We start from the raw sequence: 25929 nt of genomic DNA on the forward strand, positions 1-25929 counted from the left end.
TGTGCTGCATCGGCGATAACAGGTGCCGTCTTACTGCCACCCTGGTATCTGCTTTCACGCAGCTTCACATCACGGAGTGCCTTGCAAATGAGCGAAACCGCGCGTTTCACCGAAGTAGCCGATCTGATTCCCGCCGCCGAAAGTCTGCGCGAAATTCGCCATCACATTCATCACCATCCCGAACTGGCCTACGAGGAGTTGCAAACCGGCGCGCTCGTCGCGGAGAAACTCGAACAATGGGGCTGGCAGGTCACGCGCGGCGTCGGGCAAACGGGCGTGGTCGGCACGCTGAAAGTGGGCGACGGCCAGCGCAGCATCGGCATTCGCGCGGACATGGACGCGCTGCCTATCATCGAACAAACCGGCTTGCCTTATGCAAGCGGCACACACGGCAAGATGCACGCATGCGGCCATGACGGCCACACCACGATACTGCTCGGCGCCGCGCAACGCCTCGCGGCCACGCGCAACTTTTCGGGCACGGTGCACCTGTACTTTCAGCCGGCCGAGGAAAGCGGCATTGATAGCGGCGCGCAGAAAATGATCGAAGACGGCCTGTTCGAGCGTTTTCCGTGCGACGCGGTGTTCGGTCTGCACAATCATCCTGGCGCGGAGCCGGGCGTGCTGCTGTTTCGCAAGGGAGCGTTCATGTCGGCGGGCGACAAGGCGGTCATCACGATTGAAGGCGTCGGCGGCCATGCGGCGCGTCCGCATCTGACGGTCGATCCGGTTGTGGTGGCGGCGAGCATCGTGATGGCGTTGCAGACCATCGTCGCGCGCAATGTCGATCCGTCGCAGCCGGCGGTCGTGACGGTCGGCTCCATGCATGCAGGCACCGCGAACAATGTGATCGCGAGTACAGCGACGCTCGAACTGAGCGTGCGTTCGTTTAGCCCTGAAGTGCGCGCACTGCTGAAAAAGCGCATTACCGAGCTCGCCGAAGCGCAGGCTGCGAGTTATGGCGGCAAGGCTGTCGTCGAATATATCGAGGGCTATCCGGTTGTCATTAATTCGGATGACGAAACAGATTTCGCGGTAGAAGTGGCGCGGGAACTGGTAGGTGACGACAAGGTTATCGCGCAGACCGACATACTGATGGGCAGCGAAGATTTCGCGTTCATGCTGCAAAAACGGCCGGGCACGTTTCTGCGCATCGGCAACGGAGTGGGCGAGGACGGCTGCATGGTGCACAACCCGCACTACGACTTCAACGACCGTAATCTGCCGGTCGGTGCGGCATTCTGGACACGGCTGGTCGAGCGGTATCTCAGCCGCTGAAAGCAGCGTCGCGCGCGGGCCGCGCGCGCCTAGTCGCAGCGCGGCGAAAAAATCACTGCTGACCTCAACCGCGCCGCGCCACCATCTCCGATACGGTTTGCGCAGCCTGCTGCAGCGGTTCCAGAAACGCCTTGACCATTTGCCTCGCCGAGTTGCGCTGCGCGTTGCCGCTGATGTTCATCGCCGCAATCACGCGCCCCTGGCGGTTGCGGATCGGCGCGGACAGTGAAATCAAACCGCCTTCCAGTTCCTGATCGACGATTGCCCAGCCCTGGCGGCGCACCTGCGCGATCAACTTCTTCAGCTCTTCCTTGTCCGTTACGGTGCGCGGCGTGTGTGCGTAAAGCGGCGAGGAATTCAGCGTCGCGTCGAGCGTTTCGTCATCGAGTGCGGAGAGCAGCACGCGGCCCATCGACGTGCAATACGCCGGCAAGCGGCTGCCGATCGACAAGTTGATCGTCATGATCTTGTGGGTCGGCACGCGCAGCACATAGACGATCTCCGTGCGGTCGAGCACGGCCGCCGAGCAGCTTTCGTGCACCTGCGCGGATAGTTCTTCCATCACCGGCTCAGCCAGATTCCAGAACGGCATCGACGTGAGATAGGCGAAGCCGAGGTCGAGAATCTTAGGCGTGAGGCGAAACAGGCGCCCTTCGGCTTCCACATAGCCAAGCGTTTGCAACGTCAACAGGATGCGGCGCGCGCCCGCGCGCGTGAGGCCGGTCGCGGCGGCGACGTCGGTGAGCGTCTGTTCGGGGCGTCTCGCGTCGAACGCGCGGATCACCGCGAGCCCGCGCGCGAACGACTGCACGTATGAGTCGCCCGGTTTGTCCGGGGCCGGTTCGGCGCTGGCGGAAACGTCGGGAGACGGCGGCGGGGCTTTGCTCATGGACCTGTGGTGAATGCGTTCGGAAGGCTCGGATACCGTTTGCGTCGACTCGATCGACGCGATCGACAGACGGTGCGCAAAGGCGTGACGATAGCTTAAGCCTTCTGTTTCGCCAACTTCGCGCGCAGACGCATAGAAATCCCAGGGTTTGCGTGGATGCACTGCGTATCGGAAATTTGTATGATGACCTGATGACATCACAATCGAGGCATTGGATGTTCGACAAAATTCCAGCCCGCGCATTGAGCGACACCGTGGCGCAGCAGCTTCTCAAGCAGATCGACAAGGGCACGTTCGCGCGAGTCGGCAAGCTGCCGACAGAGGCGGTGCTTGCGCAGCAGTTCGGCGTGAGTCGCACGGTGATCCGCGAGGCGATCTCGCGGCTGAAGAACGAAGGCGTCGTGGAGCCGCGCCAGGGCAGCGGCGTGTTCATCGCGGCGCACGGTGCGATCCGGCCGCTGCGCATCGACTACGCGGAAGCGGTCGAGCCGGGGTCCGTCGTGCAGATTCTCGCGTTACGGCGGGCGATTGAAGCCGAAGTCGCTTCCGAGGCCGCGATGCGCCGCACCGACGCAGACATGATGTCCATCGACGCTGCCCTCGCGAAGATCGACGAAGCCGTGGCTGAAGGCGAGGACGGCGTGACCGAAGACGTCGCGTTTCATCGCGCGATTGCGGCGGCCACCGGTAATCCGTATTTCCTGAAGACGCTCACGTTTCTGAACCAGTACCTGGAAGCCGGCACGGTCGTCACGCGTCGCAACGAAGCATTGCGCGAGGACTTCTCGCGCCAGGTGCGCGAGGAGCACGCGGCCATCGCGGCCGCGATTCGTGCGGGCGATCCTATGGCCGCGCGCAACGCGGCGCAAACCCACATGTACAACGCGGCACGGCGGCTCGCAGAGGCGGGCATTTGCTGATATCGCGCCATACCGGCGCGTCGGCGCGTCGGCGTCCGGCGCATAACGGATTCCATAGAGGTTCAACATGTCCAGAAATGTCGGTGTCATCGGTCTTGGCGCAATGGGTTTGGGTGTCGCGCGTTCGTTGCTGCGCGCGGGCTTGCGGGTCCATGCCTGCGATCTGCGCAGTGAAGTCCTTCAAGCGTTCGTGAAGGAAGGCGGCGTGGGCTGCGCATCGCCCGCCGAACTCGGCGCGCAATGTGACGTGGTCGTTACGCTAGTCGTGAATGCCGCGCAAACCGAGGCGGTGCTGTTCGGCGAACAAGGCGCGGTCGCGGCGATGAAGCCGGGCGGCGTCGTGATCGCGAGCGCAACGGTCGCGCCGGATTTCGCGATCGAACTCGGCAAGCGCATCGAAGCAGCGGGTTTGCAGATGCTCGATGCGCCGGTCTCGGGCGGCGCGGCGCGCGCGGCATCGGGCGACATGACGATGATGACGTCCGCCCCGGCCGCAGCTTACGCGTCCTGTGAGGACGTGCTTGCGGCGATGGCGGGCAAGGTTTATCGCCTCGGCCCCGAGCATGGCGCCGGGTCGAAAGTGAAGATCATCAACCAGTTGCTGGCCGGCGTGCATATCGCGGTGGCGGCGGAGGCGATGGCGCTCGGCTTGCGCGAGGGCGTCGATCCCGACGCGCTCTACGACGTAATCACGCACAGCGCAGGCAATTCGTGGATGTTCGAGAACCGCGTTCCGCACATACTCAATGGGGATTACACGCCGCTGTCGGCCGTCGATATTTTCGTCAAGGATCTCGGCCTCGTGCTCGATACCGCGCGCCGGTCGAAATTCCCGTTGCCGTTGGCGGCGGCGGCGCATCAGATGTTCATGATGGCGTCCACGGCTGGTCATGGTGGCGAGGACGATTCGGCGGTCATCAAGATTTTCCCCGGCATCGACGTGCCGGCGGCGAAGTAAACAGGAGCGCCTGTCATGACGGCTACGACACAACGTGCGCTGCTCGGCTGTATCGCCGACGATTTCACCGGCGCAACCGACCTCGCGAACATGCTCGTGCGCGGCGGCATGCGCACGGTGCAAACTATTGGCGTGCCGGAGCAGGGCGACACGATCGAGGCCGATGCAATTGTGGTCGCGCTCAAGTCGCGCACGATTGCCGCCGCCGATGCGCTCGCGCAATCGCTTGCCGCGCTCGACTGGTTGCGCGCGCAAGGCTGCCGCCAGTTCGTTTTCAAATACTGCTCGACCTTCGATTCGACCGACGCAGGCAACATCGGGCCGGTGACGGATGCGTTGCTCGACTCGCTATCCGCCGAGGGCAATGCGAGCGCTTTCACGATTGCCTGCCCCGCGTTTCCCGAGAACGGCCGCACGATTTTTCGCGGGCATCTGTTTGTGGGCGACACGTTGCTCAACGAGTCCGGCATGGAGAACCACCCACTCACGCCGATGCGCGACGCGAACCTTGTGCGCGTGCTGCAACGTCAGACGCAATCGAAAGTCGGCCTCGTGCGTTACGACACGGTCGCCCAGGGCGTGTCGACGGTGCGCGAAGCGTTCGACGCACTGCGCAACCAGGGCGTGCGCATGGCGATTGCAGATGCACTCTCCGATGCCGATCTGTACGTGCTTGGCGAAGCATGCGCCGATCTCACGTTGATTACGGGCGGCTCCGGCATCGCGTTGGGTTTGCCGGGCAATTTCCGCCGCGCAGGCTTGCTTCAGGACAGCGCCGATGCCGCGCAACTGCCGCGCGTCGAAGGATTGTCGGCGGTGCTGGCCGGCAGCGCGTCGAAAGCGACCAACGCGCAAGTCGCTGCATGGCGCGAAACGCGGCCTGCGTTTCGCATCGATCCACTCGCGGCTGCACGCGGCGAAGCGGTCGTCGAACAGGCGCTGGCATTCGCGCAGACATATCTCGATAAAGCCGAGCCCATGCTGATCTATGCCACCGTCACGCCCGACGAAGTCAAAGCGGTGCAGCGCGAACTCGGCGTCGATAGAGCGGGGCATCTGGTCGAAGCCATATTGGCGTCGATTGCGCGCGGCTTGCATGAGCGCGGCGTGCGCAAGTTCGTCGTGGCAGGCGGCGAGACGTCGGGCGCGGTCGTGCAGGCGCTCAATGTCCGCACGCTGCGCATCGGCGCGCAGATCGATCCTGGCGTGCCGGCGACTGCAACCACGGGCGCACAGCCGCTCGCGCTCGCATTGAAATCCGGTAACTTCGGCACCGCCGACTTCTTCGAAAAAGCGCTGCGTCACCTGAACGGAGCCGCGCAATGAGCAACGCACCCGCAGTCCACACGACGAACGAAGCGCGCGTGCGCGAAGAAATTTGCGTGACAGGCGCGAGTCTTTATCAGCGAGGCTATACGGTGGGCAGCGCGGGCAACATCAGCGCGCGGCTGGATGACGGCTGGCTCATCACGCCGACCGATGCGTGCCTCGGTCGGCTCGATCCCGCCGATATCGCCAAGGTCGATTTCGATGGCAACGCCGTATCCGGCGGCAAGCCGTCGAAGACGCTCGCATTGCATCGCGGCATCTATGCGTGTAACGGCGAAGCGCGCGGCATCGTCCATACACATTCGACGCATCTGGTCGCGCTGACACTCGCGGGCGTCTGGCAAGAGACCGACGTACTGCCGCCAATCACACCGTACTACGTGATGAAAGTGGGGCACGTACCGCTGATTCGTTACAGCCGGCCCGGCGATCCGCAAGTCGCGGCGCAAATCGCGACGCTTGCCGACAGCGTTCGGGCGGTGCTGCTCGAACGCCTCGGTCCGGTGGTGTGGGAGCGTTCGGTCGCGCATGCATCGTATGCACTCGAAGAACTCGAAGAGACCGCGCGCTTATGGCTTATGACGAATCCACGGCCGGCGCCGCTCGACGAGACAGCGCTCGAAGCGTTGCGCAGCGTGTTCGGCGCGCGCTGGTAACAACCGCTTGAACAGGCCAGATCGCTCAAGGGGACGCGTCACATTTCCATTCAAGGAAACATTGCATGAGTTCGTATCAGGCCGTATCGAGCCGGCCAGACTGGTCAATCGCTAATCAACCGCGCGCGGCGCACGCTTTGCCGATATCGCTTTCGTTACCGCGCTGAACATCGCTTGAAAGGAGTTGCCGCCATGCCTCGCTTCGCCGCGAATCTGTCGATGATGTACAACGAGCACGCTTTTCTGGACCGTTTCGCTGCTGCGGCAAAAGACGGTTTCAAAGCGGTCGAGTTTCTGTTTCCCTACGATTTCCGTGTGGGAGAAATCAAGGCGCGGCTCGATGCAAACGGTCTGACGCAAGCGCTCTTTAACGCGCCGCCCGGCAACTGGGCGGCGGGCGAGCGCGGCATTGCAACGCTGCCCGGCCGCGAAGACGAATTCCGCCGAAGCATCGACACGGCGCTCGAGTACGCGCGCGTGATCGGCAATCGCAAGCTGCATGTGATGGCCGGGCTTATCGGCGCGGACGACCCGCGCGAACGACATCGCGAGGTGTATCTGCACAACCTCGCGTATGCGGCGAAAGCCGCGCAGGCCGAGGGCATCATGGTGGTAATCGAGCCGATCAATACACGCGACATACCGGGCTTTTTCCTCAACCGGCAGGACGAAGCGCAGGCCATTTGCGCGGCAGTCGGCGAGCCGAATCTGAAAGTGCAGTTCGACTGTTATCACTGCCAGATCGTGGAGGGCGATCTCGCGGAAAAGCTCAAGCGCGATCACGCAGGCATCGGTCATATCCAGATTGCGGGCGTGCCGGAGCGGCATGAGCCGGACACGGGCGAGATCAACTATCCGTATCTGTTCGACGTGATCGATTCGCTCGGCTACGACGGCTATATCGGTTGCGAATACCGGCCGCGCGCCGCGACTTCCGCGGGACTCGGCTGGCTCAAGCCGTATCTCGGCGAGGCTCAATAATTCACGAGGACAAGCGAATCATGAAATTACTGATTACCGGCGGCGCGGGATTTCTCGGCCAACGCCTCGCGCGTGAGCTGCTCGCGCGCGGTTCGTTGAAAGACGCGCAGGGCGCGCCGCAAGCCATCACCGAACTGATATTGCTCGACGTGGCGCAGGCAAACGATTTCGGCGACAGCCGCGTGCGCAGCGAAGTGGGCGATATCGCGCAACGGAGCGTGCTTGAGCGCGTGATCGACGAGAACACCGCGGCGATTTTTCACCTTGCGGCGGTCGTGAGCGGCCAGGCAGAAGCCGATTTCGATCTGGGCATGCGCATCAATCTGGACGCGTCGCACCTGTTGCTCGACGTATGCCGACAACGCGGGCATCGGCCGCGCGTGGTATTCACGAGTTCGGTCGCGGTGTACGGCGGCGACTTGCCCGACATCGTGCAGAACGATACGGCGCTTAATCCGCAGTCGTCGTACGGAGCGCAAAAGGCGATCGCCGAATTGCTGCTCAACGATTATTCGCGGCGCGGTTTCGTCGACGGGCGCGTTCTGCGCCTGCCTACCATCAGCGTGCGCCCCGGTAAGCCGAACGCGGCGGCGTCGTCGTTCGCGAGCGGCATTATCCGCGAGCCGCTGAACGGTGAAGAGGCCGTGTGCCCCGTCAGCGGTTCTACGCGCCTGTGGCTGCTGTCGCCGCGTAAAGCGATCGAGTGCCTGATCGCCGGACTCGAACTCGATACCGCGACGCTCGGCAACCAGCGCGTGCTCAATTTGCCGGGTATTTCCGTCAGCGTCGACGAAATGGTTGCGGCACTGCGCGAAGTCGCCGGAGACGAAGTCGCGAAGCGGATCGTGTGGCAGCCGGACGCGCGCGTGGAAAAGATGGTCGGCAGCTGGCCGGCGCGTTGGGATACGTCGCGTGCCGAACAACTTGGCCTACGCGGCGAGCAAAATTTCGCCGACGTAATCCGCGCGTATATCGCGGACGAAGGCGTTCAAGCGCGCTGAAGCTCCCTCTACGCCCCATGTCCCGGCCGTGAGAACGCTTCCGGCCGATCGGCGTATCAATCGTCAGACTTCTGCAAGCGCGCGGCGTCTCTCACGTATTCCATGGTGAGGGGCGCCGCGCGCTTGACAGCATTTCGGCCACACGCCTATTATTGGGCCTTGTTGTTCGTTATATGACCGTCTGTTCGCGTAAAGAACAAAACGGTTGGCGGCTCGAACACATCGTTCACCATCCTGCGCTAAGCTGAATTCACGCGGCGGCTGCCCGGCAGCCGCCCGGCCGATGGCCGACGCATCCGCCCGCGCCGCATGCATCCATGCTGACGGCGCGGCGCGCGCAGCACATCACTGGAGACATCACATGACCGAAGCATTCCTGTGCGACGCGATTCGCACACCCATCGGCCGCTATGCGGGTTCACTGTCGTCGGTTCGCGCTGACGATCTGGGCGCCGTGCCGCTGAAGGCGCTGATGGAGCGCAACAAGAACGTCGACTGGAACATCATCGACGACGTGATCTACGGCTGCGCGAATCAGGCCGGCGAAGACAACCGCAACGTCGCGCGCATGTCGCTGCTGCTGGCGGGGCTGCCGAAAGACGTGCCCGGCTCGACCGTGAACCGTCTATGCGGCTCGGGCATGGACGCGATCGGCATCGCCGCGCGCGCAATCAAGTCGGGCGAGGCGGCGTTGATGGTGGCGGGCGGTGTCGAGAGCATGAGCCGCGCGCCGTTCGTCATGGGCAAGGCGACGAGCGCGTTTTCGCGCCAGGCGGATATTTACGACACCACCATCGGCTGGCGTTTCGTCAATTCGTTGATGAAGCAGATGTACGGCGTCGACTCGATGCCCGAAACCGGCGAGAACGTGGCGACCGATTACAACATCAGCCGCGCCGATCAGGACGCGTTCGCGCTGCGCAGCCAGCAGAAGGCTGCGCGCGCGCAGAAGGACGGCACGCTCGCACAGGAAATCGTCGGCGTGACGATCGCGCAGAAGAAGGGCGATCCGATCACGGTGTCGCAAGACGAGCATCCGCGTGAAACGAGCCTTGAGGCGCTCGCGAAACTGAGGGGCGTGGTGCGCCCGGACGGCACCGTGACCGCAGGCAACGCATCGGGTGTCAACGACGGTGCAGCGGCGCTCCTGCTCGCCAACGAAGAGACGGCAAAGCGCTTTGGCCTCACGCCGCGCGCTCGCGTGCTCGGCATTGCGACGGCGGGCGTCGCGCCGCGCGTGATGGGCATGGGCCCGGCGCCCGCTGCGCAAAAGTTGATGGCGCGCCTGAACATGACCATCGACCAGTTCGACCTGATCGAGTTGAACGAGGCGTTTGCTTCGCAAGGTATTGCGGTGCTGCGCACGCTCGGCGTGGCCGACGACGACGCACGCGTGAACCCGAACGGCGGCGCGATCGCGCTGGGTCATCCGCTTGGCATGAGCGGCGCGCGCCTCGTGACGACGGCGATGTATCAACTGCAACGCACGCAAGGGCGTTTTGCACTGTGCACAATGTGCATTGGCGTGGGCCAGGGCATCGCAATCGCGATCGAACGCGTGTGATGGTTTAGCGCGCATGCGTGCGCATGCAGCGCTTCGCTTTACTGAACAGCCTCTTCGCTAACGCCAGGAGGCTGTTTTTTTATACGTCGCACTTCGACAATGGAGGCGCTGCATGCACTGAATTGCACAGTATGCACGGCAAGGCGTCCATCACCAGGCGGCCATTCGCGCGATTGAAGCTTCTCGTAAGGGATGTACAATCGTTGCGCTACACCTTTAGTCAAGCGTCCTGAATATATGCACATTCGACGTTATGCGGAATGGGCAACTATTGCACGGGCGATTTATCGAGGAGAGCGTAAATGAAGGCAGCGACGATTGGAGCAGCATTGACGGCGGCGATGCTCGCCGCGGCTCAACCGGCATGGGCGCAAGACCCGATGGCGAGCACCGCGCAAGGCGTCGTGAGTGCGGTGGAGCCTGTGCATATGAAGGCCACAATCGTGGGCATCGATCCAGGCAGCCGCTCGCTCACGCTGCAAGGGCCGAACGGCAACGCAGTGATCGTGCTCGTGGGCCAGCAAGTCGCCGGTTTCGAAAAACTGAAGGTGGGCGACCATGTGGATGCGCTCTATAAAAACGCACTGCTCGTGAAGGCCGAGCGGGTGACGGGCAAAGGCAAGGGCATTCGTGAACGTGTCGATACGCAGGTCTACACACCGGCCTCGGGCGGGTTCGAATCGGCGCGCCAGATCGAAGTACTCGCCACCGTGCAGAAGATCGACCGTAAGCGGCGCCTCGTCACGTTGCGCGGCGCGTATCAGACCCAAACACTCGAGGCCGGTCCGCAAGTCGATCTCACAGGCGTGAAGGCAGGCGACACGATTCACGCGGTATTCGTTTCGGCTGCTGCTGTGCAAATCACGCCGCAAGACGCGGCGCAAGGCACGGCTCAATAAAGCGTAGGTCTAGTTGCGGCGCGATGGCTTTACCGGCCATCGCGCCGTTAATTTTTCAGGGCTTGCGACGCGCATGCCCAATGCAATTGCGCAATGCACGCCCCAGGCAATGTCAGCGCGGCGTCGGCGGGCCCAGGCTTAGACACGCGAGCCGGTTCAGCCAGCGCTCGAAGAAGCCTTGCGCGGGCAGCGGGCAGGTGAGCGAAACGTGTGCCGTGCGTTCGCCGTCAGTGCTGAGCCATATGCGTTCGCCGCGTTGCAGACTGAATGTCTGGCCGGGCGTGAGCCAGTGATCGTACGGCGAACTGATGCGCGTGAGCCAAAGGCGCGCACCATTGACCGCGAGCGTGCTGTCCGCGTCGACACGCCATGTCAGCGTCGCGCCGGGCGCGACCGGAAAATGCACCACCACTTTCGGTAGACGCTCGTCCTGTTGATACGCATAAGGGTGTGCGTCGCCGTCCATGCACTGCGGGCTTGCCTGATCCATCTTGCTCTCCGTTATCGAGCCGGCTGACGGAGACGCCCCCAAAACAAAAGGCCCCTTCCGTTACCGGCGGGGCCTTTGGGGTCTTGTTTTGCAGATTCAGACTGCTAACGCGCACATGCTCCCATAGGCCAGCCGATGATGGCTCGCATTGGGTTTTTAATCGCTACGGCGATGGAGGTGTGCGTCAACATGAAATCGAGTGTGCCGTTTTGCCGCACGCGCTGTCAATAAAAATCGGCCACGGTTTTTAGTAGACGTGCGGCGGCGGTAGCCGCTCAGGCAGCGATACGACGCGATGTTTTCAGCCGCGACAAATTATGTCGAGACATGTCACGGCCTCGGAAAATCGCTCGCAAAGCCTTTTCCAGAAGGCTTCTTTCACAATGAAATCGCATGACATATCTTCGCTGCTGACTGTTGCAGTGTGTCCTTCTATAGTCCGTTCATCGCCACGCAGCGCAGCAGCAGTCGCACGAAGTGGCCTGAATCCACGAAGGACATACCGTGAAAACTCATTCGTTTGCAATCCCGGCCAACGGCGCTTCATCTGCGGCCGTCACCGCTTGTTCCGCTCGCGTCGCACTGCGCAAACTCGCGCTGACTGCCGCCGCAGCGATGCTCGCATTCGGCAGCGCGTCGGCGTTCGCATGGTCGCAACACGGCACCGCGTACACCTCGCGCGGCGTCTATAACGAAGGCCACTACGGCTCATGCAGCGGCGGCAGCTGCTCGCATGCGGGCGGCGTCGCCGGACCTTATGGCGGCGTGGCGACCAACACCGGCACCGTTACTCGTAATGCGCCAGGCCAGTTTTCGAATTCGGGCACCGCGACCGGGCGCTACGGAAATTCGGTGCAGCATGCCGGGGACACGAGTTGTGCCGGCGCCACGTGTTCGCATACGGGCGCGCTCACCGGACCGGATGGCAAGACGGCCACCACCTCGGGCGACGTGACGAAGACCGGCGCGGGGCAATACTCGTCGTCGGGATCGGTGACGCGCTCCAACGGCAACACGGTCGATCACTCGGCGTCGACCAATTGCGCCGGTGCTTCATGCTCGCGCTCGGGCACGGTAACGGGATCGGACGGCGGCACGGTCGCGCATTCCGGAACGGCGACGCGTGTCGCACCAGGTGTGGTGACGACGTCCTCCAGCGTGACCGGCACGCACGGCAATACCGTGACGTCGAGTGGAACAGTGGTGAGTACGGGCGTTGTCGCGACGGGCGGGACAACTGTCGTCGTGGCGCCGAAGCCTGTGGTGTATGTGCCGCCGACGGTTGTGGCTGTGCCCAGCCCTGTCGTCTATGTCCCGCCGCCGCCCGCGCCGGCTGTTGTCGTGACGCCGCAGCCGGTGGTTTATGCATCGCCGCCTGCGCCGGCTGTTGTTGTGACACCGAAGCCTGTGGTTTATGCACCGCCGCCTGCGCCGGCTGTCGTCGTGACACCGAAGCCAGTGGTCTACGCACCGCCGCCGCATACCGTCATCATCGCGCCGAAGCCAGTTGCTTATGTCGCGCCGCCTGTTATCTACGCGCCGCCGCCAGTCGTCTACGTCGCACCGCGCCGGGTCTATATCGCGCCGGCGCCGCGCCCGGCGGTTTGGGTGCCGGCTCATTGGGTCGGCAATCTGTATGTGCCGGCGCACTGGGCCTGATGAGTAAAGCCATGTCATTCAGAATGCGCTTTACCCGCACGGATCCAACCCGTCACGCCAGTCGCTTCAGTCCCGCACGAGCGATGCGGCCCCGCGTGACGATGTCGGACGAACAACGCGTTGCCGTGCCGCATCGGCGTCCACTGCGTGCATCCAATGCAACCGCCGTTCGAAAAGCCCGCGTATGGGCGACGATCATCGTGGTGAGTGCACTTGTGATCGCCGTGCAGAGGTTTATGGCGAATGCAGACGTGCCACGCGAACTCCCTGGGATCGTTTCGCCGACGAACTGCCCGGCACGCTACGCCGCCTTGCTCGATCTCGCGGAACTGGCGCGCCGCGACGGCACAGCGTCCGACGTCGTCATGCGCGGTTTGAGCAACGGTGAGGGCGCAATGAACGCATGTCCGCGGATGAGCATCAACGGACGGACACCGTAGCGGGCCGCTCCGCGCTTGTTGCCGTTACCGTTGTTCCGGCTGTTCCGGGAGCGCCAGCGGAAAGCGGATCGTGAATGTGGTGCCCACGCCCTCGCGCGACACGAAGTCGATGTGCGCGCCCAGCACGCGGCACAGTTCCTTGACGATCGCGAGGCCGAGGCCGGTGCCGGGTATATCGTCGTCGGCGGCCCGTTCGAATTCGCCGAACACGCGATCGGCATCAGCGGGCGCGATGCCCACGCCGGTATCCGACACACGGATCGACCAATGTTGCGGATCGGCGATTGCGAACTGCAGCTCGACCTGGCCCGACTTGGTGTACTTGATCGCGTTCGAAAGCAGGTTAACGGCGATCTGTTTGAGCTTCAGACGGTTCGACGTTACCGCAGGCAGCGCCGGATCGAACGCCGCGCGCAGCGTGAGCCCCTTTGCCTCGATGGAAGGCCGCGACGACGCGACGAGTTCGTCGTAGAGCTCACGCAGGTCCACCTGCTCTAGCGTGAGCGGCGCGCCGTCGCCCAGGATCACCGAGTACTCGACCATTTGCTCGACGAGCGCCTTCATGTCCGCCGCCTGCCGGTTCGCCAGCTGCAACGCGGTGTCGGCTTTCGCAGGCGCGCGAGCGATCAGTTGCAGTGCCATCGAAAACGCATTCAGAAAATTACGCAGATCGTGAACCACGCTGCGTGTGATGTGCATGCGCGACTCGTACAACTCGCTGACGAGCCGCTGTTTCAGTGTCAATTCGTGGTTGGCGCGCTCGAGCCGGCCGGTGTACTCGTCGATCTTGCGGTCGCGTTCGCTGACCACTTCCTTGATCGACGTGAGCGTGACCATGCTGAGCGTTTCCGCGATCATGCGGCGCGCGCGCTTCTCGTGACGGCGGGTGAATGCGTTGTCGCGCACGGCGTACTCGTCGAGGGCATCGGCGAGAACCTGATGGAACAGGTCGAGTTCCCGCACGAGCTCTTCGATTCGATAGCCCTGACGCCAGCGCACCATGCCGTGCTTGCGCGCATCCCGTTCGATCACCGGTTCGACGCGTTCGAGGTCTTCGATGTCGAGCGCCGCGCACAAGCCGTCGAGAATTTCGGGTAGATGGTCGGCGAGCTGCTGATACGTGAGCTTGTCGGCTTCCACGAGATCGACATCCCCGAAAACCGCATTCATCCATTGCTCTGTCAATCGAACCCGCTCGGCACGAACGAAGTCGGCGAAGTTGCGTAGCGGGCTAACGCGCGTGTCGTTCGTCATGGTGCGGTGGATCAGGTTTTGAGAACTTGCATGCGCTCTGATGGCGGCAGCCCATTATCACCGCAAAATCGGCGGCTCGGCGTCGAAATCGCGGGGCTGCCGATTCATCCATTGCGCTCCTTCACAAAATCGACGAACGCGCGCAACGGCGCGGGCAAGTGACGGCGGCCGGGATAATAAAGAAAGGGCCCCGAAAAGCGTAGCCACCAGGGTTCGAGAATAGGCTCCAATGCGCCGCTGTCGAGGTGCGGCCTGAGAATGTCTTCGAACAGGTGAATCACGCCCACGCCCGCGATGGCTGTGCTGATTACTAGCTCCATCGCCGCGCCGGGCCGCACGAGTAAGGGCCCCGACGGGTTCAGTTGCACCGCTTCCCCGTCCCGCTCGAAGTGCCAGGTCGGCGTCGCGCCGCCAGCAAACTGCACGCGCAGGCAAGCATGCGTGAGGAGGTCACGCGGATGCTGCGGGCGTCCGTGCTGTTGCAAATACCCCGGCGCGGCAGCCGTCGCGAAGCGCTCCACGCGCGGGCCGATTGGCACGGCGATCATGTCCTGTTCGAGCCGCTCGTCGTAGCGGATGCCCGCGTCGCAGCCGATCGAAAGCACGTCGACAAAGCCGTCTTCGACGAGCACTTCGACCCGTATGTCCGGATAGGCTTTCAGAAACGGCGCTATTACACCGGGCAGCACGATGCGCGCGGCGCTCGCCGGCACGTTGAGCTTGAGCGTGCCGCTCGGCTGGTCGCGAAACACGTTGAGCACGTCGAGCGCCGCTTCCATTTCGCTGAAGAGCGGCGTCAGCTTCTCCAGCAGGCGCAGGCCTGCCTCGGTCGGCGCGACGCTGCGGGTCGTGCGGTTCAGCAGACGCAGACCGAGCCTGGTTTCGAGGCGGCGCACCGCGACGCTCAGACTCGACGCGGAGACGCCGCTCGTTCGCGCCGCGTCGCGAAAGCCACCCGCGCGTGCCACTGAGATGAAGGCGGTAAGGTCGTTTAATTCCATGTCGGCTGTGCACAAAATTGAACAACCCGTGCACGTTAGCCCGCTTTATTAAACGGTGCAATCCCCGCCATACTGCGGCTCAACCACTCAGGAAAGGAGAGCACCATGCCGAACCTCGACATCACGAATACTTTTTCACTCGCGGGCCGCTCGGTGCGGCGCATGGGCTACGGTGCGATGCAACTCGCCGGACCGGGCGTATTCGGGCCGCCGAAAGACCGCGACGCCGCGCTTGCCGTGCTGCGCGAAGCGGTGGCCGAAGGCGTGAATCACATCGACACCAGCGATTTCTATGGCCCGCATATCACCAACCAGCTGATTCGCGAGGCGCTGCAGCCCTATCCAGACGATCTCGTGATCGTCACCAAGCTCGGCGCGGTGCGCAATAGCGACGGGGCGTGGCTGCCGGCGCAGGAGCCGGCGGACCTGGAGCGCGGCGTGCACGACAACCTGCGCAACCTCGGGCTCGATGCGCTGGAAGTGGTCAATATGCGGCTGATGGGCGACGTGCAGGCGCCGAGCGAGGGGTCGATCGAAAAACAAGTGACTGCACTCGCCGAGCTTCAGCAGCGCGGACTAATTCGCCACATCGGCCTGAGCAACGCCACGCCGACGCAGATTGCCGAGGCGCAGCGCATCGCACAAATCGTCTGCGTACAGAATCACTACAACCTCGTGCACCGCGCCGACGACGCACTGATCGACGAACTGGCGAGCCAGGGCATCGCTTACGTGCCGTTCTTTCCGCTTGGCGGCTTCACGCCGATCCAGTCGTCGGCGCTGACCGATATTGCGCGAGCGATTGACGCGACGCCGATGCAAGTGGCGCTCGCATGGCTGCTGCAGCGCGCGCCCAATATCCTGCTGATTCCGGGCACGTCGTCCGTCGGGCATTTGCGCGAGAACCTGCAGGCCGCGCGGCTGAAGCTAAGCGACGAGGTCCTCGCGAAACTCGACGCGATTGGCCGCGCTAACGGTTAGCGATGCACGGCGATTCAGACGGAATCCGCGATATGCGCGCGCAACCACTGATGCGCCGGGTCACGATGCGAGCGCTCATGCCACAGCATCGCCATTTCATAACCGGGTACGTGGACGGGGGGCTCGACCACGCGTAGCGCAGCGTTATCGCGGACCAGCCGCGCGGGCACCATCGCGACGAGGTCGGTGCTTGCCAGTGCGGAAATCATGAACAGGAAGTGCGGAACGGAAAGCACGACTCTGCGCGACAGGCCGGCTTGGGCGAGCACTTCGTCGGTTGGTCCGGCAAAGCCGCCGCCGTCCGGCGACACGATCGCGTGCTCGAACTTCGAGAATTGCGCGAGCGCGGGCCGCCGCTTCAGGCGTGGATGATCCGCGCGGCCTGCAAGCACATAGCGCTCGGCAAATAGCATTCGCCGACGCAAGCCGGCAGGCGCTCCCTCGCTCGTATGAAACGCGATGTCGATTTCGCCCTGTTCCGCCTGCCTCGCGATGCGGGGCGGCGCCGCCTCGACAACCGCGAGCCGCGTGCCGGGCGCCGCTGCGCGCAGGCCCGGCAAGGCAGGCTGGATGATCGTCGACTCCGCGTAGTCCGTCGCGGCAATGCGCCAGGTGTGCGTGGCCTGCGCCGGATCGAAGGGGCGCGCGGGCGCGACTGCTTGCTCCAATGCTTCGAGCGCCTGCCGCAAGGGCTCGCGCAATGCGTCGGCGCGCGCCGTGGCGCGCATGCCACGCGGACCGGGCAGCAGCAGTGGGTCGCCCAATACGTCGCGCAGCTTCGCGAGATGCACGCTCACCGACGGCTGCGAAAAATTCAAGCGCTCGGCCGCCCGGGTCACGTTGAGTTCTGCCAGCAATACGTCGAGCGTGACGAGGAGGTTCAGATCCAGCTTGCGGAGATTGTTCACGGTAATACCTGCCATATCAGCAATTCATTTCTACTATACCGTCGCGGCAGCTATCGTGTGTTCTTCCAGACATGAAGGCAACCGCAAATGAACGTTCTCATTGTTTATGCTCATCCTGAACCACGGTCGTTGAATGGATCGCTGAAGGATTTCTCCGTCAAGCGCCTGCGGGAAACGGGGCATACGGTTCAGGTTTCCGATCTCTATGCGATGAACTGGAAGGCGTCGCTCGATGCAAGCGATAGCCTCGCTCCAGCAACGGGCGATCGCTTCGATCCTTCGCTCGCGTCGAAATACGCGTTCGAAAACGGACTTCAAAGTGCGGACATTGCAGCCGAGCAGGCAAAGCTCAAGTGGGCCGACGCGGTGATTCTGCAGTTCCCGCTGTGGTGGTTCTCCATGCCCGCGATCATGAAAGGATGGGTGGAGCGCGTGTACGCCTACGGCTTTGCGTACGGCGTGGGCGAGCACTCGGATGCGCGCTGGGGCGACCGCTACGGCGAGGGCACGTTAGCCGGAAAACGCGCGATGCTGGTGGTCACGACAGGCGGCTGGGAATCGCATTACAGTCCACGCGGCATCAACGGCCCCATCGACGACGTGCTGTTCCCGATCCAGCACGGCATACTGTATTACCCCGGTTTGGACGTACTGCCGCCGTTCCTGGTGTATCGCACGAGCCGCATTGACGAAGCGAAATACACCGAAGTGCGCGACGCGCTCGGCGAGCGCCTCGACAATCTCTGGAAGACGACGCCCATACCGTTCCGTCCGCAGAACGGCGGCGATTATCGGATTCCCGAACTTACGTTAAAGGAGGACATCGCTCCTGGGCGGACGGGCCTGGGTGTGCACGTCAAATAGTTATTGATTCGGTACCCAAACTAATTGACGGCGACTTCAGTCGATACCATGAAACACCGCATCGTCCGGGCCGAGGTAGGCGGGCGGGCGCCAGGCGGCATCGCGCATTGAATGCTGAACCAGTTTTTCGACGCCGAGCAGCACTGCGAATATCGCCATCCGCACAGGAATGCCGTTATCGGTTTGCCGGAAAATGGCAAGCCGCGAATCGTGATTGAGATCGACGCTCAGATCGTTCGCGCCCGGCCGGCTGTCGCGCGGCAGCGGGTGCATGATCAGCGTGTCGCTGCCACACACGCTGTCCACTAACGCCTGATTGATCTGGAAGTCGGGCGTGTAGCCTTCGAACGATTCGTCGGTAAAGCGCTCCTTCTGGATGCGCGTGGCGTACACGACGTCGGCGCCGCGCAGTCCGCTCGGCAAATCGTGAGTCTGTTCGATCACGTGGCCGTTGCGCGAAATCTGCTCAATGATATAGGCGGGCATTTCGAGCATGGGCGGCGAGATCAGCGTGAACTTGATGCCGCGATACAGCGCCAGTAATTTTACGAGCGAGTGCACCGTGCGCCCATATTTCAGATCGCCGACGAGCGCGATATGCGCACCGTCGACGATCTTGCCGAGGCGCGAGAACTCGCGCTGAATGGTGTAGAGGTCGAGCAGCGCCTGGCTCGGATGCTCGCCGGGGCCGTCGCCGCCGTTGATCACCGGCACATTGGTCGCGCGCGCGAATTCGGCCACCGAGCCTTGCTCCGGATGACGGATCACCAGCGCGTCGACGTAGCCGCTCATCACGCGGCTCGTGTCGTAGATCGACTCCCCTTTGGCCATCGACGAAAAAGTGAAGCCTGTGGTGTCGCACACCGAGCCGCCCAGCCGGCAAAACGCCGCGCCGAAGCTCACGCGGGTCCGCGTGCTGGCCTCGAAGAACAGGTTGCCGAGCACCGCGCCTTCCAGCACGCGCGAGATTTTGCGGCGCCGTGCGATGGGCTGCATGATGTCCGCGACGCGAAAGAGCGCCTCCACCGAGTCGCGCGAAAACTGGTCGACCGAGAGCAACTGCGGCTTGCCTTCCCACAGCATCTGACTCGCGAGCGACTGCGAATCTACGCTTTGCGTATACTTGTCGCCCGGCTCACCATGCACGACGATTTCCGACACGAAACGCTCGACAATCTCCGGCATGGCTCGCGATTCCTGCGAGTCGTCCGGTAAGAGCCAGGTGTCAAGTGCCCGCCGGGACACGCCGATGCGGCCCGCGAAGGTCTCGCGCGTCATGTTCAGGCGGCGCATGGCGTCGCGAAGGAAGGCTTGTTGCGGGACGCTCATGGAGGCACCTGTCGGAAAATGTGTGCGTCGGATATACGCCCTGCGTATATTAATTCGGCCGCGACAGAAGTCAAGCAATTTTGGGATGCGCTTTGCCAAAGCGCGGCGGGCGCGGTTACACTGCGCTTCATGCGCCTTGGCCAAACACTCCGACTCCGCTTGTCGACCGTGAACCGTTCCGCTTTCGCAGGCGTCGCGGATACACGCGCGCTCCGTTCGCTCGTCCGCGCGCAAAACGGCGCGCAACGCAGCCCGCAACTCAGCGCCAAAGCCAAAAAACAGCCGCTCATCTGACCGGAGCACGCTGTTCCGTCAGATGCGACGGAACAGCGGGTCAGCGCTTCGGCGATCCTCCCTGTCTTTCCTCTTCGCACGCTGCCGGAATCGATACGGTCGCTCATCGACGTAAAGAGGAAAGACATGCCTATTTTTTCGGGTATCTGGGTTCCGCTCATCACGCCCTTCGCCGATGGCGCGGTGGATCACACCGCGTTGCGCGCGCTCGTGCGCCGCTATGCCGACGCGGGCATAGCCGGAATCATGGCGCTCGGCACGACAGGTGAACCCGCCGCGCTCGACGCCGCCGAACAGGACGCCGTGCTCGCAACGATCCTCGACGCGGCGCAAGGGGGCCGCGCGGATGCGAACGCAAGCGGTGATACCAGGCCGGCATTGCCTGTGGTCGTCGGCGTGCCCGGCAATAACACGCAGAGCATGCGCGAGCGCATCAAGCAACTGAATGCGCTGCCTATCGCCGGCGTGTTGATGGCCGCGCCCTATTACATCAGGCCGTCGCAGGCCGGCATCGTCGGTCACTTCATGGCGCTTGCCGATGCGAGCGAACAGCCCGTCGTGCTCTACGACATTCCATATCGAACCGGTGTGCGGCTGGAACTCGATACGCTCCTGACGCTTGCCGGCCATCCGCGGATCCAGGCGGTGAAGGACTGCGCGGGCTCGCTCGACACCACGCTCGCGCTGATCCGCGACGGCCGCTTGCACGTGCTTGCAGGCGAAGATGTGCAGATGTTCAACACGATGTGCCTCGGCGGCAGCGGAGCGATTGCGGCTTCCGCGCATGTGTGGCCGGAACGGTTCGTCGCACTGTATCGCGCGCTCGCGACAGGTGCGCTGGAAGAAGGGCGGCGCATCTTTCACGCGCTCGTGCCGCTGATCCACGCGTTGTTCGCCGAACCGAATCCGGCGCCGGTCAAAGCGCTGCTCGCCTCGCAAGGTCTGATACGCGACGAACTTCGCCTGCCGATGACGCGCGCGAGTGAAACGCTGGTCGAGCGTCTCGCCGCGTTGGCGCGGGCTTGAACGAAGCCGGCCGCTGCGAACGGCGTATTTGAGATGCTACTTCCGGCTGCAAGGCGATAATCGGCGCCCTTTATCGACTATCGCCGCCGGCATCTGTCCGGTTGATGCCGCATGCAGTCAGCCCAGTTCATCCGCTTCGTCCACTTTGTCCAGCTCGTCCGTTCATTCAGGTTAGCTCGTTTCGTGTCCGCTTCGCCTACGCCGCTCGTGCGCGCTGCGCGGCGCAATGCGCGCATCTTGCGGCTGGGGACGCGCTGATGTCGTCCGTGTTTCGCACAGGCGCTCAGCTCGCGAGCGGTTCCGTCGGCCTCGTCACGCGCCGCTTTGCGTTGACGCTCGCGGTCGGCGCCGCCATTGCAACGGCTGTGCTTGCGCTCCTCGCGGGTATCGCGATCGGCATGCACTGGTCCGCGAGCGATGCCTCCGGCATGCAGACCGCGAACCGCATCGAGCGCGATTATGCAATCGATCAATTAGGTAAGCTGAACGCGTCGGTGGCGCAGATCGAGCCGCGCGTTGCGCGCCTCAGCGCGCAGGTCGGTGCATTGCGCGATTTCGAAGCGCGTCTGAATACACCGCGCTTAGCGCCAGGCGCGCCGGCTGTCGCGTCGCCCGCTTCGAGCGGCGATGCGGCGGCGACCGACAGCGAAGGCGAGGGCGGCCCTTTGTTGCCGCCACGGCGCTGTACCAAAGTGATGCGGCATCTGGGCGGGCGCGTCGACGCCACCGGCACCGGCGCGCAACTCGATTGCATCGCCGCCACGCTGGGCGCGCTCGAACAGCAGACCGCCGCGCACGCAATGGCCTATGCCGCGTTTCCCGGACGCATGCCTGCCGACGGCGCGCGTTCTGGTTCGCCGTTCGGCAACCGCGTCGATCCCTTCACGCATCGGCTGAGTTTTCACCCGGGCCTCGACCTGGTCGCGAAGACGGGAACGCCGATTCTGGCGGCGGCAGGCGGCCGCGTGGTGCTTGCAGGCGAGAAGACCGGCTATGGCAACGCGGTCGAAATAGATCACGGCAACGGACTTACGACGCGTTACGGCCACGCGTCGCGCGTCGTCGTGCATGTCGGCGATCTCGTGCTTCCGCGCCAATATATCGCCGACGTCGGATCCACCGGACGCTCGACCGGTCCGCATCTGCACTTCGAAGTGCTGGTCAACGGCGCGCCCGTCGATCCCGCCGCCTATCTCGCGCTTTTTGCCCCCGCTTCTCATGGCTGATCGGATTCTTTCTCGCGACGCGGTAGGTCTGACGCGTCGCGCTTACACACTCGTGCCGGTGCGCTCTCTGCGTTCTCGCATCGCCGCATGGGTGCTTGTCTGCGCACTGAGTGCGCTCGCCGGCGCGGCCGCTGTGGTCGTCGGCGAGGCGCGCCGCGCAGGTTTGCCGCTCGCGCAATGCCTCCCGGCGCCCGTCGATAAAAGCGCCGAGCAGAACGAGCTGGCTCGCGCGCGCCTTGCTTTGGCGCAGGAGTCGGCGGCGCGCGCGGCAGTGCAGAAAACGGCCAACAGCGCCGCTGCCGAGGTCGCGCGGCTTAACGACGAATTGCAGTTTTTGCGCGGGCAGAGCAAGACAGCGCCGCGCACGCAGACGCACGTGCAGACAGCCGCGCCGCACCGCTAGGCGCCTGCGCTGCATAGCCTGGTCCACACGTCACACCTACATTTCCGGAGTACTTATGTTCAGCAAGAAAAAAGCGGCGGGCATCAAGCAAACGAAGCTCGCGACACTGATCGCGCACGACGTGCGGATCACCGGCAATCTTCAGTTCACCGACGGCTTGCGCCTGGACGGCCATGTGAAGGGCAATGTCAGCGGCGAGCCCGACGCTCAGACGCTGCTCGTGCTGAGCGACCGGGGCTCGATCGAGGGCAATGTGCACGGTTACGACGTGATGATCAACGGCAAGATAGTCGGCGATGTGATTGCCGACCACTTCGTGGAGTTGCAGGGCAACGCGCATGTGACGGGCAACATCTACTATCAGCAATTGCGGATGGACTGCGGCGCATCGGTGGACGGCAAGCTCACGCGGCGCGACGGAGTTCAGGCGTCCACGCCGCTTACGTCGATGGTCGACGCCGGGCGCGACTGAGCCTCATATCACACTGGCAGCGACCGGCGTTGCGCCGGTCCGTCTTGACCGGGCGAGCCGCCGTAAGCCGCCGCGGCGCCCGCGCCGGCACGCATGTGCCGCGACGCGAGGAGCCGTGCGGCCGCGCTGCGATCGAGCGTTGCGAGCATATCGCGTTCGAGAATCAGCAGTTTGAACGCCAGCACGATCAACCCGCTTGCGAGCAGCACGTCGCCTGCGAACACCACTGCGTAAATCGCGGACGTGCTCTGCGGATTGCCGAGCAGCAGCGACAGATTCGCGCGGTGGAGCAGCACCAGCATCAGCGGCACGATCGCCCCGAGCGTGACGATGCCGGCGCCTATCGCGACGATGGTGCGCGCAAGCCCGAGATGCGGACGGCGTCGGCGGCATACCTCGTAGAGCGTGGCCGCGCGATACGGCGCGAAGAACAGCGCGAGGAGAACGGCGCGCGGCAGCATGGGCAGATTCAATAGCAGTGCGCCGCCATACAACGCGCAGAACGCGCATGTAACGGCGAGCCCCGTGCGCCACGACGCCGGCACACCGAACAGTTCGCGCGTGCCGGCCCAGATCAGAATGCGGCTTTGCAGAGCGAGCGTCGCGGTCGCGAAGAGAAGCAGATCGGTGGGCCACGTCAGGTGCAATGCGAAGCATGCGGAGGCCGCCGCAAGCAGATAAAAGGCGGCCGCCCAGAAGCGGAATGCGCTCACTTGCGCGAACATTCGACGAAGCGCGGTAGCGACCAGCGCGCAGCACAGAAATGTAACCAACGACAACGAAGCAAACGTCGCTACATCGAATTTCATGAAGTCTCCAGCACCTGTGCGACTTTTATTGTTTATGTGGAATCGGACAATTGAAGGACAACGTTTGCGCGACGAGGCGCGACGAGGATGCGAAGAAGCGCCGCGCGCCGTCATAACGCGAGCGGCATGCGTATGAAGATCAGCAGGCGTCGGCGCTCACCGCTTCCCCTCTCAGCAAATCGCCGAAGTCGTCAGCGGTGAGCGGCTTGCCGAGCAGGAAGCCTTGCATCTCGTCGCACCGCATCGCCTTGAGCATGTTCAGTTGCGATTCGGTTTCGACGCCCTCCGCCACCACATCCATTTCCAGCGAATGCGCGAGCGCGATGATCGCCGAAACGATCGCGCTGCCTTCGGCGCCATGCGCGTCGAGACCGTTGGTGAAAAAGCGGTCGATCTTCAGTTGCTTCACGCGAAAGCGTTGCAAATAGGCGAGGCTGGAATAGCCCGTGCCGAAATCGTCGATTGCGATTTCGAAGCCGCTTGCCTGGAATTCGCGAAGCATTTCGATCGTCCGCGGCGCGTCATGCATAACCACCGTTTCGGTGATTTCGAACATGATCTGTTCGCACCTGACGCCTTCTGCCTTCACGATATCGAGCATGGTCGGCACGAGGTCGGCCTGCAATAGCTGGCGCGGCGACAGATTGATTGCCACCTTGACCGGCGGCAGGCCTTGCGCGGCCCAGCGGCGAATTTGCAGGCATGCCTCGCGCAACACCCAATAGCCGATCTGCACGATCTGGCCGGAGCGCTCGGCGATCGGAATGAATTCGAGCGGCGCAAGCGTGCCCAACTGCGGATGATGCAAACGGATCAGCGCTTCAGCACCCGCAAGCGACTCGCTCTTGCCGTCGAACTTAGGCTGGAAGTGCAGCGTGAAATGACGCTCGGCCAACGCCTCGCGCAACGCATTCTGAATCTGCAGCGTGCGCATCGCGGCTTCGTTCATGCGCTGCTCGAAGAAACGATAGGTGCTGCGGCCGGCGCGCTTTGCTTCGTACATCGCAGCGTCCGCGTGTTTTAGCAGCGTGTCGACCGTGTCGCCGTCCTCGGGGAACAACGCAATGCCGATGCTCGGCATCACCTGAAGCGGTTGCGAATCGGCCCACGTGTCGCGCCGCATGCGCTCGAGCACGCCTTCTGCGAGCGCGGCGGCGTCGTTGCGCGAAGCGAGGTTCTCGGACAGCACCACGAACTCGTCGCCGCCCAGGCGCGCCACGGTGTCGCCCGCGCGCACGCAGATCAACAGGCGTTGCGCGAACGCGGACAGCACCTGATCGCCGGCCGAGTGGCCGAGCGAATCGTTGATGGTCTTGAAACCGTCGAGATCCATGAAGAGGATCGCGAAGAGCGACCGTTGCCGGCGCGCGGAATGAATCGCTCTTTCGATGCGTTCGGTCAGCGTGGCGCGGTTCGGTAATCCGGTGAGCGTGTCGAGCGTGGCAAGGCGCACGATCTGCCCGTTCAGCCTGGATACCGCGCCGACGAGGAAACTGGTGCGTGCATCGAAACGCGACAGCAGCAGCGTGACGATCAGAATCGCAAACGTGAACAGGATCACGGAGGTGGCGAGCCATGCGGCGTTCACGCCTGCCGCCGCACCGCAGATCGCGCCGGGCGCGAATTCGGCGGCGGCCATGCCGGCGTAATGCATGCCGCTGATCGCAACGCCCATCACCAGCGCAGCGCCGAAGCGCTTGCGCGCCACGTGTCGTTCGTCGTCGTTACTGAGTGCGTGGGCCATCCACAGCGCGGCCGTGGAAGCACCCACCGCAATCGTGAGCGAAGCAGCGAACCACGCCGGCTGATAGGCGATGGCGGGCGACATGCGCAACGCGGCCATCCCGCTGTAATGCATGCCGGCGATGCCCGCGCCCATAAACGCGCCGCCTGCCAGCAGGCGCGTGGCCGTGAGCCGTGCCTGAGTGGTCAGGCAGAGCGCGAGATACGACGCGCCGATTGCGAGCCCGAGCGAATAGGCCGTGTCCGCGAAATCGTAGCCGAGCGGAACCGGCAGCGAAAACGCGAGCATGGCCACGAAGTGCATCGACCAGATGCCGACGCCGAGCGCCGCGGCGCCGCCCATACGCCAGACGTGCCGCAACCGCGGCGACGCCAGCACGAAGATGCGGCCGGTCAGATCGAGTGCCGTATACGAGGCGAGCGTCGCCACGACAAACGACATCGCCACCAGCCAGGGGTTGTATGAGTTCTGCATATCAAGTCCAACCGCGAGGGAGAAGCGGCTGAACTTGTTATCGACACTTCAGGACGTTTATTTAATTCATTTTCAATATG

Annotated in this window: 25 protein-coding genes; 17 read left to right on the forward strand and 8 right to left on the reverse strand. The window is 63.5% G+C overall.

Annotated features, from left to right (window positions below):
• Positions 1 to 87: 87 nt before the first annotated feature.
• Positions 88 to 1278, forward strand: coding sequence for a M20 aminoacylase family protein (locus F759_RS0122720; protein WP_027801888.1), 1191 nt, complete (start codon positions 88 to 90; stop codon positions 1276 to 1278).
• Between the two features lie 64 nt (positions 1279 to 1342).
• On the opposite strand, the gene F759_RS0122725 is transcribed toward F759_RS0122720, so the two are convergent.
• Positions 1343 to 2167, reverse strand: coding sequence for an IclR family transcriptional regulator (locus F759_RS0122725; RefSeq protein WP_027801889.1), 825 nt, complete (start codon positions 2165 to 2167; stop codon positions 1343 to 1345).
• 215 nt (positions 2168 to 2382) lie between these two features.
• On the opposite strand from F759_RS0122725, the gene F759_RS0122730 reads away from it, so the two are divergent.
• From F759_RS0122730 to F759_RS0122770, 8 genes are all read left to right on the forward strand, one after another.
• Positions 2383 to 3087, forward strand: a complete 705-nt coding sequence (locus tag F759_RS0122730) for a FadR/GntR family transcriptional regulator (protein WP_027801890.1) — start codon at positions 2383 to 2385, stop codon at positions 3085 to 3087.
• 67 nt (positions 3088 to 3154) lie between these two features.
• On the forward strand, positions 3155 to 4045 hold the full coding sequence (gene ltnD, locus F759_RS0122735) for an L-threonate dehydrogenase (RefSeq protein ID WP_027801891.1): 891 nt from the start codon (positions 3155 to 3157) through the stop codon (positions 4043 to 4045).
• 15 nt (positions 4046 to 4060) lie between these two features.
• Positions 4061 to 5371, forward strand: coding sequence for a 3-oxo-tetronate kinase (otnK, locus tag F759_RS0122740; protein ID WP_027801892.1), 1311 nt, complete (start codon positions 4061 to 4063; stop codon positions 5369 to 5371).
• Positions 5368 to 6030, forward strand: a complete 663-nt coding sequence (gene otnC, locus F759_RS0122745; RefSeq protein ID WP_027801893.1) for a 3-oxo-tetronate 4-phosphate decarboxylase — start codon at positions 5368 to 5370, stop codon at positions 6028 to 6030. The genes otnK and otnC overlap by 4 nt, the downstream gene beginning before the upstream one ends.
• 192 nt (positions 6031 to 6222) lie before the next feature.
• The gene (gene otnI / locus F759_RS0122750; RefSeq protein ID WP_027801894.1) at positions 6223 to 7011 is read left to right on the forward strand and encodes a 2-oxo-tetronate isomerase; all 789 of its coding nucleotides are present in this window, start codon (positions 6223 to 6225) and stop codon (positions 7009 to 7011) included.
• Between the two features lie 20 nt (positions 7012 to 7031).
• A complete protein-coding gene (denD, locus tag F759_RS0122755) occupies positions 7032 to 8012 on the forward strand; it encodes a D-erythronate dehydrogenase (RefSeq protein ID WP_027801895.1) in 981 nt (326 codons plus the stop codon).
• Positions 8013 to 8373: 361 nt separating this feature from the next.
• The gene (pcaF, locus tag F759_RS0122760; protein WP_027801896.1) at positions 8374 to 9576 is read left to right on the forward strand and encodes a 3-oxoadipyl-CoA thiolase; all 1203 of its coding nucleotides are present in this window, start codon (positions 8374 to 8376) and stop codon (positions 9574 to 9576) included.
• Between the two features lie 302 nt (positions 9577 to 9878).
• Positions 9879 to 10475, forward strand: coding sequence for a hypothetical protein (locus F759_RS0122770; protein WP_027801898.1), 597 nt, complete (start codon positions 9879 to 9881; stop codon positions 10473 to 10475).
• Positions 10476 to 10587: 112 nt separating this feature from the next.
• Here F759_RS0122770 and F759_RS0122775 read toward each other — a convergent pair whose 3' ends face one another.
• Positions 10588 to 10965 carry a DUF2917 domain-containing protein gene (locus tag F759_RS0122775; protein ID WP_027801899.1) on the reverse strand — a complete coding sequence of 126 codons (378 nt, stop codon included), beginning with the start codon at positions 10963 to 10965 and terminating at the stop codon, positions 10588 to 10590.
• 504 nt (positions 10966 to 11469) lie between these two features.
• Between F759_RS0122775 and F759_RS0122780 the strand changes: the two genes are divergently transcribed.
• Together F759_RS0122780 and F759_RS0122785 are read left to right on the forward strand one after the other, a co-directional pair.
• On the forward strand, positions 11470 to 12624 hold the full coding sequence (locus F759_RS0122780) for a hypothetical protein (protein ID WP_027801900.1): 1155 nt from the start codon (positions 11470 to 11472) through the stop codon (positions 12622 to 12624).
• An 11-nt stretch (positions 12625 to 12635) separates the two neighbouring features.
• A complete protein-coding gene (locus F759_RS0122785) occupies positions 12636 to 13064 on the forward strand; it encodes a hypothetical protein (RefSeq protein WP_244438889.1) in 429 nt (142 codons plus the stop codon).
• 24 nt (positions 13065 to 13088) lie between these two features.
• Here F759_RS0122785 and F759_RS0122790 read toward each other — a convergent pair whose 3' ends face one another.
• Both F759_RS0122790 and F759_RS0122795 read right to left on the reverse strand, forming a co-directional pair.
• A complete protein-coding gene (locus F759_RS0122790; protein WP_027801902.1) occupies positions 13089 to 14318 on the reverse strand; it encodes a sensor histidine kinase in 1230 nt (409 codons plus the stop codon).
• A 104-nt stretch (positions 14319 to 14422) separates the two neighbouring features.
• Positions 14423 to 15319 (reverse strand): LysR family transcriptional regulator, encoded by an 897-nt coding sequence (locus F759_RS0122795; protein ID WP_027801903.1) that lies wholly within the window; start codon positions 15317 to 15319, stop codon positions 14423 to 14425.
• 105 nt (positions 15320 to 15424) lie between these two features.
• Between F759_RS0122795 and F759_RS0122800 the strand changes: the two genes are divergently transcribed.
• Positions 15425 to 16300, forward strand: coding sequence for an aldo/keto reductase family oxidoreductase (locus F759_RS0122800; RefSeq protein ID WP_027801904.1), 876 nt, complete (start codon positions 15425 to 15427; stop codon positions 16298 to 16300).
• Between the two features lie 14 nt (positions 16301 to 16314).
• On the opposite strand, the gene F759_RS0122805 is transcribed toward F759_RS0122800, so the two are convergent.
• Positions 16315 to 17223, reverse strand: coding sequence for a LysR family transcriptional regulator (locus tag F759_RS0122805; RefSeq protein WP_027801905.1), 909 nt, complete (start codon positions 17221 to 17223; stop codon positions 16315 to 16317).
• Positions 17224 to 17295: 72 nt separating this feature from the next.
• Here F759_RS0122805 and F759_RS0122810 point away from each other — a divergent pair, with 72 nt between their 5' ends.
• Positions 17296 to 18072, forward strand: coding sequence for an NAD(P)H-dependent oxidoreductase (locus F759_RS0122810; protein WP_027801906.1), 777 nt, complete (start codon positions 17296 to 17298; stop codon positions 18070 to 18072).
• A 36-nt stretch (positions 18073 to 18108) separates the two neighbouring features.
• Here F759_RS0122810 and F759_RS0122815 read toward each other — a convergent pair whose 3' ends face one another.
• Complete coding sequence (locus F759_RS0122815; RefSeq protein WP_027801907.1) at positions 18109 to 19401, reverse strand: aspartate carbamoyltransferase; 1293 nt, start codon at positions 19399 to 19401, stop codon at positions 18109 to 18111.
• Positions 19402 to 19821: 420 nt separating this feature from the next.
• Between F759_RS0122815 and dapA the strand changes: the two genes are divergently transcribed.
• The 4 genes from dapA (at position 19822) to F759_RS0122840 (ending at position 22822) form a co-directional block, all read left to right on the forward strand.
• Positions 19822 to 20721, forward strand: coding sequence for a 4-hydroxy-tetrahydrodipicolinate synthase (dapA, locus tag F759_RS0122825; protein WP_027801909.1), 900 nt, complete (start codon positions 19822 to 19824; stop codon positions 20719 to 20721).
• A gap of 257 nt (positions 20722 to 20978) precedes the next feature.
• Positions 20979 to 21947, forward strand: coding sequence for a M23 family metallopeptidase (locus tag F759_RS0122830; protein WP_027801910.1), 969 nt, complete (start codon positions 20979 to 20981; stop codon positions 21945 to 21947).
• Complete coding sequence (locus tag F759_RS0122835) at positions 21940 to 22350, forward strand: hypothetical protein (protein WP_027801911.1); 411 nt, start codon at positions 21940 to 21942, stop codon at positions 22348 to 22350. The genes F759_RS0122830 and F759_RS0122835 overlap by 8 nt, the downstream gene beginning before the upstream one ends.
• Positions 22351 to 22405: 55 nt before the next feature.
• The gene (locus F759_RS0122840) at positions 22406 to 22822 is read left to right on the forward strand and encodes a bactofilin family protein (RefSeq protein WP_027801912.1); all 417 of its coding nucleotides are present in this window, start codon (positions 22406 to 22408) and stop codon (positions 22820 to 22822) included.
• Between the two features lie 8 nt (positions 22823 to 22830).
• Here F759_RS0122840 and F759_RS0122845 read toward each other — a convergent pair whose 3' ends face one another.
• Complete coding sequence (locus F759_RS0122845) at positions 22831 to 23631, reverse strand: hypothetical protein (RefSeq protein WP_027801913.1); 801 nt, start codon at positions 23629 to 23631, stop codon at positions 22831 to 22833.
• Positions 23632 to 23770: 139 nt separating this feature from the next.
• Positions 23771 to 25849 carry a putative bifunctional diguanylate cyclase/phosphodiesterase gene (locus F759_RS0122850; protein ID WP_027801914.1) on the reverse strand — a complete coding sequence of 693 codons (2079 nt, stop codon included), beginning with the start codon at positions 25847 to 25849 and terminating at the stop codon, positions 23771 to 23773.
• Between the last annotated feature and the right edge of the window lie 80 nt (positions 25850 to 25929).

This window comes from Paraburkholderia dilworthii, assembly GCF_000472525.1.
Taxonomy (GTDB): Bacteria; Pseudomonadota; Gammaproteobacteria; order Burkholderiales; family Burkholderiaceae; genus Paraburkholderia; species Paraburkholderia dilworthii.